The organism is Nostoc sp. UIC 10607, assembly GCF_047228265.1.
GTDB lineage: Bacteria > Cyanobacteriota > Cyanobacteriia > Cyanobacteriales > Nostocaceae > Nostoc > Nostoc foliaceum_A.
Genome location: NZ_JBIQNW010000001.1, coordinates 246,168 through 259,645, shown reverse-complemented (window position 1 = coordinate 259,645; position 13,478 = coordinate 246,168). Strand labels below are relative to the sequence as shown.

At 42.3% G+C, this 13,478-nt stretch carries 5 protein-coding genes and 1 pseudogene; 5 read left to right on the top strand and 1 reads right to left on the bottom strand.

Annotated elements, in window-relative coordinates; translation table 11 throughout:
* Positions 1-53 precede the first annotated feature (53 nt).
* From ACEYW6_RS01005 to ACEYW6_RS00990, 4 genes and pseudogenes are all read left to right on the top strand, one after another.
* Positions 54-3,992 carry a beta strand repeat-containing protein gene (locus ACEYW6_RS01005; RefSeq protein WP_412978289.1) on the top strand — a complete coding sequence of 1,313 codons (3,939 nt, stop codon included), beginning with the start codon at positions 54-56 and terminating at the stop codon, positions 3,990-3,992.
* Positions 3,993-4,106: 114 nt separating this feature from the next.
* Complete coding sequence (locus ACEYW6_RS01000; RefSeq protein WP_412978288.1) at positions 4,107-4,799, top strand: hypothetical protein; 693 nt, start codon at positions 4,107-4,109, stop codon at positions 4,797-4,799.
* A 435-nt stretch (positions 4,800-5,234) separates the two neighbouring features.
* Entirely contained in the window at positions 5,235-6,962 is a 1,728-nt protein-coding gene (locus ACEYW6_RS00995; RefSeq protein ID WP_412978287.1) for a ShlB/FhaC/HecB family hemolysin secretion/activation protein, read from the top strand.
* A gap of 20 nt (positions 6,963-6,982) precedes the next feature.
* Positions 6,983-7,099 (top strand): annotated as a pseudogene (locus ACEYW6_RS00990) (Uma2 family endonuclease); the annotation flags it as partial.
* 180 nt (positions 7,100-7,279) lie between these two features.
* Here ACEYW6_RS00990 and ACEYW6_RS00985 read toward each other — a convergent pair.
* Positions 7,280-10,684, bottom strand: a complete 3,405-nt coding sequence (locus ACEYW6_RS00985) for a filamentous hemagglutinin N-terminal domain-containing protein (RefSeq protein ID WP_412978286.1) — start codon at positions 10,682-10,684, stop codon at positions 7,280-7,282.
* A gap of 402 nt (positions 10,685-11,086) precedes the next feature.
* Here ACEYW6_RS00985 and ACEYW6_RS00980 point away from each other — a divergent pair.
* Positions 11,087-13,478: S8 family serine peptidase (locus tag ACEYW6_RS00980; protein ID WP_412978285.1), on the top strand; the 2,392-nt coding region annotated here is incomplete at its 3' end.

Here is a 13,478-nt window from a genome sequence, read left to right as displayed (position 1 = left end):
TCATATCAGCAATATTGTGGATTGTCTTTGAATTTCTCCAAGGTAAACTACTTATGAATCAAGCACATCATCCCCAAAAAGCCAGTATTAAAAGTATTATTCCTTTATGCCTAATAACTGCATTCAGCCTTTCCTCGCCAGCCCAGGCACAAATCACACCTGACAACACCCTGGGTACAGAAGCTTCTCAACTCGATCCAAATGTGTTAATTAATGACACACTGGGTGACAAAATTAACGGTGGTGCAACACGCGGTGGCAATCTTTTTCATAGTTTCAGCGAGTTTAATATCGAAGATGGGCAACGTGTGTATTTTGCCAACCCAACTGGAGTAGAAAATATATTAACGCGGGTAACAGGTGGGAATGCATCGAATATTTTCGGGACTTTGGGAGTTGATGGTGCAGCAAATTTGTTTTTGATTAATCCCAATGGGATTTTGTTTGGGGAGAATGCACAGTTAGATGTGCAAGGGAGTTTTGTCGGGACAACAGCCAATGGAGTGCAGTTTGGAAATCAGGGAAATTTTAGTGCAACCAATCCCCAAGCACCACCCTTATTAACCATCAATCCTTCAGCGTTGCTGTTTAACCAACTAAATCAGGGGGGAATCACCAATCAATCTCAAGCACCAGCAGGTATTAATCCCTCTGGTCAAAATGTCACAGGCTTAAGAGTAGCAGATGGTCAGAACTTATTGCTGGTTGGTGGAAATATCAACATCAATGGCGGAGCAATTCGGGCTTACGGTGGGAATATTGAATTGGCGGCTTTAGCTGCACCAGGAACAGTTGGACTGAATATTACAGATAAAAATTCGGCTAATTTAGTGATACCCGATGATGTGGAACGTGCAGATGTTTCTTTAAGCAATGGTGCAGAAATCAACGTCCGGGGTGCAGATGGCGGTAACATCAAAATTAATGCGCGAAATGTGAATTTAACAGAGCAAAGCAAACTCAGAGCAGGGATAGATATAGGCTTGGGAACGCCAAACAGTCAAGGTGGAGATGTTGTAATTAATGCTACAGCGACAACAACTCTAACTGAATTGAGCTTTATTGCTAATGTGATAGAAGAAAGAGCTTTTGGTAAATCTGGTGATATTAACATCACTACGGGGTCACTAAACTTAGTCAATAACAGTACATTAAACGCTAGCACTTATGGTCAAGGTAATGCTGGTAGTGTTTTCATCCAAGCAAAGGACGGCGTTTCACTTACAGGTGGCGCTGATATTAAAAATTCTGTTGAACAAGGCGCTGTGGGTAATGGCAGTAGCATCGAAATTCAAACTGGTTCCCTCTCGCTAACAGAAGCTTCGGAAATCAATACCACAATTTTCGGACAAGGTAACGGAGGTAATATTACTATCAACGCCCGCGAAAAAATTTCTCTAGATGGGTTTGGTAACCTTAGCAATATATTTAGCCGCATAATTAGTTCTGTCAGCCCTTCAGGTGTAGGTAATGGGGGAGACATTCAGTTAACAACTGGGTCACTTGCAGTTACTAATAGGGCTTTTATCACTAGCAGCACCTTGGGCAAAGGAGATGCAGGCAATATTATAATTGATGCCCGCGACATTATCAGCTTTGATAGAGATGCTTTTGCTGACAGTAATGTTTCTCCTAGAGCAGTTGGCAATGCTGGAGACATTCAAATTACAACGGGGTCACTTGCATTTACTAATGGCGCTCTTATCGATAGCGGTACTTATGGGCAGGGAAATGCAGGTAACATCACTATTAATGCCCGCGATACAGTTACTTTTGATGGTGTAGGCAGGAATGGTTATTATAGCAGCGCCAATAGTATAGCTTTCTTTAATACGATCACTAAAGGCGGCGATATCCGCATCAACGCTAGAGCATTATTTTTAACCAATGGTGGTCAACTTAATGTGTTTAGTGCTGGGCAAGGTAACGCTGGTAGTATCTTTCTTAACACACGTGATACAGTGATTGTTGATGGTATTGGTAGTAACGGACTTTCCAGTGGTGTAAATTCCTTTGCAATAGAAAGCGGTAATGGCGGGGAAATTCAGGTAAACACTGGAACGCTGTCATTGACAAATGGGGGCAATTTATTCTCTTCTGCGCTGAGAAATGCAGGAAATATCACTATCAATGCCCGTGATGCTGTTATTTTGGATGGTGTAGCTGAGAATGAAATTCCCAGTGGTGTTATTAGTTATCTGAATAGTGGAGGTATCGGCAAGGGAGGAAATATCCAGATAACAACCAACTCTTTAACGGCACGCAATGGCGGAGTAATCGTTTCTAGCACTTTTGCTAAAGGGAATGCAGGCAACATCACAATTAATGCTCGTGATACTGTCACCTTAGATGGCGTTGGTAGTAATGGACTCTTTAGTGGTGTGATAACTAATGTCCCAAATCAAGGTGAGGGTAATGGTGGCAATATTGACATCAATGCTACTTCAGTTTCACTTACTAATGGTGCTACACTTGCTGCCTCAACTTCTGGACGGGGAGATGCAGGTAATGTCAATATTCAGGTGACAGGTGCTGTTGATATTGCTGGGGAGAAAAACGGTTTTGCCAGTGGAATTCGTAGTTCTGTTGACACTGGAGCAGTAGGTAATGGAGGTAACATTTTCATCGATTCTGGTTCTTTCTCATTACGAGATGGCGCTCAACTTACTACCTCAACTTTTGGGCAGGGGAATTCAGGAAATGTAACAGTGCGCGCATCAGATTTTGTTTCCCTTACATATGGGAACATCTTCAGCACGGTAGAACCGGGAGGTGTAGGTCAGGGTGGCAATATCAATATTAATGCTACTTCACTTTCACTCACTGATGGCTCTCAACTTATTACCCCAACTTATGGACAGGGAAATGCGGGAAATATTCGCGTCAATGCAAAAGATGCGGTAACTGTTTCTGGAACTAGTCAAGAAAACGGAGTTTCTACTGCTTTATTTACATTTACTAATTCCACTTCCACAGGCGAAGGCGGCAATATCACCGTAAACACTAATATCTTTCGTGTATCAGACGGCGCTTTACTAGATGCACGCACTAGAAATAATCAAAAGAGTGGTGATGTTACGGTAAATGCAAATGTCTTTGAAGCACTCAACGGCGGACAACTCACCACCACTACCTCAAGCAATGGACGTGCAGGTAAAATTACTGTCAACGCTGACGATAAACTAATAATTAGCGGTATTGACTCTAATTACAATGACAGAAGTACTAAATTTCCTGGTGGCAGAGTAGCAAATATCGGTGCTAACAGTGGCTTATTTGTCAGTTCCACAGGTTCAGGAATCACAGGCGATATCGAAATCAACTCACCTGAAATTACCTTAGACAACCAAGGCAAACTCAACGCCGAATCTGCATCTGGTAACGGTGGTAACATCAATGTCAACAGCGATTTACTTTTACTTCGTCGTGGCGCTCAAATCTCTACCAACGCAGGTACAGAAGAATTAGGCGGCGATGGCGGTGATATCAATATCAACTCCAAATTTATCGTTGCAATTACCGACGAAAACAGCGATATCAGTGCTAACGCCTTTACGGGAACAGGTGGAAAGGTCGAAATTAACTCCCAAGGTATCTTTGGTATCGAGTCGCAGACAAAACCAACTGAAAAAAGTGATATTACAGCCAGTTCGGAACAAGGCGTTTCAGGTGTAATCAACATTAACGCACCCGACACCAGTTCCATTCAAAACAGCTTCACCGAATTACCTCCAGTCATCGACACCAACGCACTTATTGCCAATAGCTGCATTTCACGCGGCATCAAGCGACAAGAAAACTCTTTTACCATCACAGGTTCTGGTGCTATAACCACTAATCGTCCTGGGGTTTTGGTTTCTACCTACACAACTGGTGAGGTTAGAGGTATCGAAACTACATCCCGTCCTTGGAAAAAAGGCGACCCGATTATTGAACCACAAGGATTGTATCGATTACCCAATGGGCAATTAATCTTGAGTCGAAGTTGTTAAACAGAAATATTGCACACATGGGAAAATCTGCCTTTGCAGTTTTGTGTAAATTGGGACGCACCATCATGCGATCGCACCATACAATTCATGCAACTATATATGCATAAATGGTGAATGCATTACCTAGTCATCTCCCTTAATCTGAGTATTAAAGAAACGGTTGATGTATCGCAAAACAGCAAAAATCATCAATTTATCACCGTTGCTGATGAAATTATCGTTATTTTTTTAACTCAGATTCAGAGGTTGATTATGTTTTATAAACTAGTTCGCAACACAGTTTTAGCAACATCTTTGGCATTCCCGAATTTCAAGCAAACCACTTCGATGGCAATTTTAGTCGCTGGAATTGGATTATTTGGTATCAAGTCAGTAGATGCGAGACAGGCTTTAGTACAAACACCAGATGTTTCTCAATCTTCATCTTATGCGATCGCGCAACTGGTTGATGCCAATTCTCCGATTTACGGAACTTGGAAGCTAAGATATAGCATTGATGGAATCGTCCATCAAAGCGTCCTGGTGATGACGGGGTATTCTGGAGTGATGAGAACTAGTAATTTTGACTCTAGGATAAATCAGAAGCAGGTTGTAGACCAGGAAATTAGCCTCAAATCTTCTTCTCAAGGATTAGTTTTATTGGGCTATAACCCAGTTTATCCTGGAACTTCCAGAAGACACCCTACTTATGCTGCTGATAACTTTCTGTTTTCTGTTGAGCCTGATGGTTCAGTAATAGCGTATACTTGCGATGATCTACGACAATGTTCAACTGTAGATGTAGAAAGGATAGTGTCCCAATCTTAAATAAACATAGCGTAAACTATCTGTCTTTCAAGTTCCCTGGTGATTAGCGAACTGAGAAGTCAGCGCTTGCGCTACCGCGTATTTTTTTCTGACTGCATTTATTGTCTTATTTATCAAGATTAAAATGACCGAATTGGATCTTGATGATTGCATAAAGGTGTAATCATCAAGCAAACTATTATGGTATTTTAATTAAGTGATAATACTTGTTACATATAGGACTATATTTTGATTGTTGAAAACATACTGAGGCGGAAAACCCTGTTTTATCATGGTTCCATCTTAAATGCTGTTCAGAAATCAGATAGTATTCCTGTATCTATTTATTGATGCTATCGCTAAGTTAGTTGGTAGGAATAAACAGAACTATATTACTAAGTATAAATATACCTAAAACCCCTACAAATGACGAATCTTACAAACAGTAGATAAACAATGGGTTCCTACCTCCGGTTTCAACAGCTTTTTTTCATCTTATTTTCCTGCATCAGCATCACTCCACTCGCAGTATTTGCACAATCTACACCCCCATCTGGAGTAACAATTCCCCCTGATATTCCAGGGAAAGTGGAAGAAACTATTCCTCAACCATCACCATCACCAACTATTCCTTCCACACCATCTGCACCAACTGACCGCATACTTCCATCACCCCCACAGGAAAATCTACCCGATACCACCTTTCCTAGTGGTGAAACTTTCTTTGTTAAAGAAATCCAAGTTATAGGCAATTCTGTTTTAGAAGATGAAATCATCAAGTTAAAACAACCCTTAGAAAATAAAGACATCACATTTGAGCAGTTATTGCAACTGCGATCGCAAATCACCCAACTCTATGTTGATAATGGCTATATCACCAGTGGTGCATTTATTTCCAACAATCAAAATGTCGCTAGCGGTGTCGTGCAAATCCAAGTTGTGGAAGGCGAACTTGAAGGAATTTCAATTTTAGGGTTAGAAAGATTGCAAGCTGCATACGTGCGTTCTCGGATTGCCCGCTTGGCAGGTAAGCCTTTAAACCAAAAACGCCTTGAACAAGCGCTGCAATTATTACAACTTGACCCCGTGATTGAACGAGTCAATGCTGAGTTAACCGCAGGTAGCACTCCCGGAAGCAATATTTTACAGGTGACAATTACCGAATCGCCACCATTCCACGCTGGGGTTGTCTTTGCAAATAACCAATCACCTAGCGTTGGTTCAGAACAAGGGACTGTTTTTATTGCTCACGATAATTTCTTAGGGTTTGGGGATAAATTCAATGCTGAATATGCTGGTAGTGAAGGTTTAGACATTTACAATATCGGTTATTCTATTCCCTTTAACGCCCTAGATGGAACCATTGGTGTCCGCTACAGCAACAGCGCTAGCCGCATTATTGAAAGCGAATTTCGTGACTTGGATATCCGTAGCGAAGCCGAAACCCTTTCTTTTAATGTCCGTCAACCGTTAATCCACACACCAAATAGCGAATTTGCTTTAGGTTTGGCATTCGATTTACGGCGCAGTCAAACCTTCATCCTCAATGATATCCCCTTCTCCTTTACCGAAGGGCCCGAAGATGGGAAATCAAGAGTTACAGTAATCCGCTTTTCCCAAGATTGGTTACAACGTAATGCTAACAGTGTTTTAGCGGCGCGATCGCAATTTAGTTTTGGGATTGATGCTTTTGACGCAACCGTTAACGATAGTGGTACTGATGGGCGTTTTTTCTCTTGGGTGGGACAATTTCAATGGGTACAACGGCTATCTCCCCGCATCTTGATGCTGGCTAAAGTTAACACTCAACTTACTCCTGATTCCTTACTTTCGCTGGAAAAAATTAGCATTGGAGGAGTTGATACAGTGCGCGGCTATAATCAAAATCAACTTGTTGCTGACAATGGGGTAGTTGGAGGTGTGGAAGTTCGTATTCCCCTAGCATCGAATGTGGAAACATTACAGCTAATACCATTTTTTGACATTGGTACAGCTTGGAACAATCGCAGTGTTAATGCCGACCCACAAACCATTGCTAGTCTGGGGTTGGGTTTGAACTGGCAACCTTTTAACGGTTTGGTATTGCGTGCAGACTATGGTATACCATTGATGGGCACAAGCGATCGCGGTAATTCACTGCAAGATAATGGCTTTACTTTTTCAGTGCGATATCAGCCGTTTTAAAAAGCTGCATTTTAGCTCTTATTACCCAAACACAAGCCGAACCAAAAATATTGACTTTCGATGAATTTATCGAATGGTATCCAGAGAATTCAGAATTGCGCTACGAATTACATCATGGGGTAATTGTTGAAATGCCTATAGCGGTTCCCATTCAGATGCGGTACAACGTTATATGGCAAGGTGTAGGGGCACGGCATGCCCATTGGTGTGCCCTGACGATAGATATAGTTCAAATACATGAAAGCTGCTATAGGCAAAAGTTGCAACCCATTGCAACCTATATTCCAGACTTTTTGTCTAGCATCTAAATCTATACATTAATTAGAACATTCTCGACTCAATAGTAGCTGCCCATTATTTAGCCGATATAAACCTTGCGGTTCAATAATCGGATCGCCTTTCTTCCAAGGACGGGATGTAATTTCGATACCTCTAACTTCACCAGTTGTGTAGTTAGAAACCAAAACACCAGGACGATTAGTGGTTATTGCACCAGAACCTGTGATAGTAAAAGAGTTTTCTTGTCGCTTTGTGCCGCGTGAAATGCAACTATTGGCGATTAATGTATTGGTGTCAATGGCTGGGGGTAATTCGGTGAAGCTGTTTTGAAGGGAACTGGTATCGGGTGCGTTAATGTTGATGGCACCTGCAATACCTAGTTCTGAACTGGCTGTAATATCACTTTTTTCGGTTGGTTTTGGGCGTGACTCAATACCAAAGATACCTTGCGAGTTGATTTGGACTCTTCCACCGGAACCAGTGTATGCATTGGCGCTGATATCGCTATCTTCTTCGGGGCTGGCGACGATGAATTTAGAGTTGATGTTGATATTACCGCCATCGCCACCAGCTTGTGCCCTACCTGCGGTGGTTGAAATTAAACCGCGATCGCGCAAAAATAATAAATCAGCGATATCCAGGGTGATATTACCACCATTACCTGCATTCGTGAAAGAAGCGATCGCACTGCCTTTACCAAGAACTTCCAGAAAATTAGCCTTAATTCTAATATTTCCAGCTTCACCTGTACCTATGCTGCCGGAGACAATTTCAGCATTATCACGTACAATCAGGCGATTGGTAGTAATATCTATATCACCGCCTTGACCATTAGCCTCTTCATCAACTGATGATAGAAAACCAGTTGCAAACTCACTGTCTGAACCAGTGAGGATAATGCTATCAGCTTTTACCGTTAAATTACCTGCATTTCCATTTCCCTGAGTTGCCGATGATATCTGCGATTCTTCTTGTACATTTAATAGTTGAGTTTTGATGCTGATATTGCCTGCGTTCCCCTGAGCTTCGTCGTCAACCTGAGTTATAACTTTGCTATTTCCACGTAAATCAATTTGATTGGTATTAATCGTAATATTTCCCGCATTACCTTGATTGAATGTAGAGGCAGAAATTTCTCCGTTATTGCTGAGGTTTAAGCGCCCTGTTGTAACATCAATGTTTCCCCCAGAACCAATTCCCCCCGTTTGTAATTCTGCAAATAAACCTGATGGCGCAAATGAACCATCTAGTCGTTCTGCACCAACCCCAGTAATATCAATAGAATCAGTGGCATGAATTACCAAATTACCCCCTTGTCCGCGTCCCCCTCCGAATACTGAGGTTGAGATGTTTCCACCATTACTCAACCGCAAGCGCTCTGTGTCAATAGTTATCGTGCCGCCCCGCACATCGGCATTACTTCCAATCACATCCGAGGTTAACTCACTGAGATAATAAAAACCCCCGAATCGAGACAGAACTTCTTGTGCAAGAGGCTCAGACAAAATTTCTTCCGCAGCAGGGTTATTTAGTGTGAACTGTTCCTTGGGTACGAAAACAAACCCGTCCAATTCTACATCTTTGGCGCGGATGGTAATATCCCCGGCATTACCGCTGCTTGTAGTAGATGTGGTGCTTATATTTCCTCCTTGAGTTAAGGAGAGTCGAGGTGTTTCAATCGTTACATTACCCCCATTTCCTGAGCCAAAGATCGTGCGGCTGAATACCCCGCTAGAGGAACCGCGAGAGAAACCGCTAATTTCTACGTAATCAGTAGCTTTAATAAAAATATTAGCTGCATTTGCACTGCTAGAAGTATCCGTACTGACATAACCCCCATCTTTGAGATTGAGTCGCTGGGTTTCAATAGTAATATCCCCTGCTGTTGCTTGAGTTTTACTTCCAAGTGGTGTAACAATACCTGTAGATATATTACTTTGAGTCACCTCAACCGCATTCCGAGCCTGAATGGAAATAGAACCGACACTTCCACCACCAGATGAAAGTGCTGTCACTCCCCCCCCTGGAAAATTGTTTTGAACTCGCAAAGTGCCCGTTTCAATCCGCAGATTACCTGTTGAACCCGAACTCAAGCTTCCGAGTCTTAAAGAAGCTTGGTTAGTGATATTGACAGCATCTGTAGCTCGCACTGTCAAGTTTCCTGCATTACCTGCACCTCCTGATATAACAGAGACAAAGCCGCCATTGATATTAACAGACTCGGTAGCATTAAGGGTGAGGTTTCCACCATTACCTGCACTAATGGTATTTACCAAGATACCACTGCTATTTTGTGTATTTCCATCTCCGGTAATTGTGATTTTCTCGGCATTGATAGTAACATCACCACTCGAACCTGTGGCTGGAGCGCCGCTACTAGAAAAAATCCGACTGCTATTAGTGAGAGTCACTGCATCGCTGGCTTGAATTTGAATATCACCACCTTTCGCTGCACCAAAAGTCCCGCTTTGAATTGCAGAGTTGTTATCCAAACTAAGTTGAGTTGCATCAACTACAATCGAGCCACCATTGTTACCGAGAAGAAATGAACCGTTTAGCCCAATATCCCCCCCAAATAGTTCAATTGCACTATTTCCAATTGCAAGAATGAAGCTACCATTCGTTAAGTTGATGGGTGCGCGTCCGAAATTTTCTGGTAAATTAAAACCCAAGGAGGAGCCATTAACATTCAGCCCAACGGTTGTATTTCCTCCGACTACTCCCAATTTCACTTGTCCATTTTCAGTAGACAAAAAACTATCATTCAAGGTGATTTCACCGCCTATCAATGCTAAGGTGCTGCCAGAACCAACATCCAAACCACCAATAATATTTCCCCGCGAATTCCGAATCACTGCTTGACTAGTAATACTTCCGGGTTGCGAACCAAACTGCAAGCCAATTGGGACATTGATAGCCAACAACGGCGGTGCTTGTGGATTTGTGGCGCTAAATTCTACCCCATTGTCAAAGACTAAGCTATTTGCTGTCGTTCCCAAAAAAGAACCATCCACATCTAAACTGGCATTTTTTCCAAACACAATGCCATTGGGATTTATCAAGAATAAATTTGGACTAGAATTACCAAATGTGCCCAGTCTCCCCAAAATTTCTGAAGGGTTATTACCTGTCACCCGTGCCAAAATATTCTGAATATCTGCGTTAGGACTGAAAAAATAAGCCCCACGTCCCTCACTGATATTAAATTCTTGAAAGCTGTGAAAAAGATTGATTTGGCGAGTTGCACCACCAGTAATGACTTCAATTGGTTGCCCCCGAAAGTTGTCTATAACTTGAGATGACTCAGCCCCAAGTGTGTTATCAGGCACGATATTGCTTTGCTGTGCCTGGGTTTCGCTAGTGACAAGACTTACACTTAAGCAGCCCAGCAACCCTGCCAATCCGAACTGCAAACACCTGTTTAAACCGTATTTGATCGTCATTGGGTGCGATTTTATATAGATTATTTGAGTATCTAATAGAACTGCACCTTTAGATAATAAATCAGCGAATCTTCGTTAATTATGCAGTTTTCTGCAATGGTGCGATCGCTATTTTTCAATAACTAAAAACTCATCGCTTCACAATACAACAGCCTAAATTGCAATACAGTTTTCTGCACTATTACATACATGATGATGCTGGTGTCGATACTCAAACTTGCATCGTGATTTGCATAAAAGCTGAAGGATTAATTTCTGTAATTTCTTTACTGTGTGAATTAACAAAGATTTTAAGCGTCAAAAAATAGCAATCAAGTCTGAGTCATCAAAAATCAAGCACTCCAGCTTATTTGACTAATTTATCAACATCTAAATAATTTCTACAATTCAAGAGACAAACTTATGCCTACTTTTCCTACCGATCCCTTATTTCCGTATCAATGGTATCTCTACAACAACGGTCAACTCGGTGGTACTCCTGGTATGGATCTTAACGTAGTTAATGTTTGGGATGACTATACAGGGCGCGGTGTTGTTGTCGGTGTTTTCGAGGGGGGTGGAGTTGAATACAACCATCCTGATTTAGCTCTAAATTACAATACTTCCATCGACTATGATGGCGTTACCAACAGTGGTAATCCTTACCCTCTACCTGGAGAAAGCGGTCATGCTACTTCTGTTGCAGGCGTTATTGGTGCAACTGCTGGAAATGGCATTGGTGGTGTGGGTGTAGCCTATGGCTCTACCTTAGCTTCCTTCCGGTTTAATTACGGAAATCTTGATAGCCAGATTAGAGCATTGCAGCGCTTACGCAATGTTGATGTCGCCAATAATAGCTGGGGTAGCACGTCAATCTTTGGGGCTAATTTTCTCAATCCTGCATTGGCTCCAGTAGCCCAAGCTATTCAGGATGCTGCCCAGTTTGGGCGTAATGGATTAGGAACTGCAATAGTTTGGTCAGCTGGAAATAGTCGCCAAGAAGGTTTGAATACCAATTACTCTAACTATTCCAATTCCCGTCACGTCATTACTGTAGCGGCACTCGAAGATGATGGTACAGCATCTTTTTACAGCACTCCTGGAGCTTCTATTCTGGTGTCAGCTTTTGGCAGTGGGGTTCCTGGCAGTATTGTGACTACAGATCGCCAAGGATATGAAGGCGATGCTATTGGAGACTATACTGGGGAGTTTAATGGTACTTCTGCTGCTGCACCTGAAATTTCTGGGGTAGTTGCTCTGATGCTAGAAGCCAATCGCAACTTAGGTTATCGAGATATCCAAGAAATCCTTGCCTATTCTGCTCGTCAAAACGATCCTAATAATTACGGGGGGTACCCATACATTTGGCAATACAACGGCGCTAAAAACTGGAATGGCGGAGGTTTACACGTCAGTCACAACTATGGATTTGGCTTGGTAGATGCTCATGCTGCTGTGCGTTTGGCAGAAACCTGGCAGAAACAGAGTCGATTTGACAATGAGCAGCGTCTTTCTTTTAGTTCAGGTAATTTAGGCTGGGTGATCCCGGATAATAATAACACAGGAATTAGCAGTACTTTTACTGTAGGCGGGGGTTTAGAGATTGACTTTGTTGAAGTAGAACTCAATGTCACTCATCCCTATCGAGGGGATTTGGTTGTTTCCCTCATTTCTCCAAGTGGAGTTGAGAGTCTTCTGGTTTATCAACCAGGCAATAAGGAGGATGAGGGAGATAATATTGTGTTTAAACTTTCCAGTACACAACACTGGGGAGAAAGCAGTGCTGGCAACTGGACTCTCAGAATCAAGGATCTAGGCCCTACAGATATCGGCATTTTAAACAGTTGGAAATTAAATTTATATGGGGATGCAGATACAGCTAATGACACTTATTTCTACACTAATGAGTATGGCATCTATGGCGCAACTACGTTAAGTGACAGTTCTGGTACTGATACAATTAATGCTGCGGCAATTACTTCTAATTCTTACCTCAACCTGAATCCAGGTTCTACAAGTATTCTCGAAGGAACTAACTTAATTATTAGTACAGGAACTACCATCGAAAATGCCTTTACTGGCGATGGTAACGACACAATTATTGGAAATAGTGCTGCTAACGTTTTGTCTGCTGGTAGGGGCAATGATACTCTTGATGGTGGCGCGGGTAATGATACTCTCAAAGGTGGTAGAGGGAATGATACTTATATAGTTAATAGCTCTGGAGATGTCGTTATCGAAAACGCTAATGAAGGTACAGACACGCTTCGGTCATCTGTTACTTCTACTCTAGGCGCTAATGTAGAGAATCTAACTCTCACAGGCACAGCCGCAATCAATGGTACTGGTAATAGTCTCAATAATGTGATTACAGGTAACAGCGGCAACAATAACCTCAATGGTGGCGCTGGCAATGACACTTTAAATGGTGGTGCTGGCAATAACACGCTCTACGGTGGTACTGGCAACGATCGCTATATATTCAACAGTGATAATTATATAAGTATCACTGAATACGTTGGTGAAGGTGTAGACACAGTTGAGTCTGCCTACACCTTTAACTTAGGTGCTGCTGATCTAGAAAACCTTGTTCTCACAGGCACAGCTGCTATTAACGGCACTGGCAATAGTCTCAATAATGTGATTACGGGTAACAGCGGCAACAATAACCTCAATGGTGGCGCTGGCAATGACACACTCAATGGTGGTGCTGGTAATGATACGCTCTACGGTGGTACTGGCAATGACACTTTAAATGGTGGTGCTGGCAATAACACGCTCTACGGTGGTACTGGCAACGATCGCTATATATTCA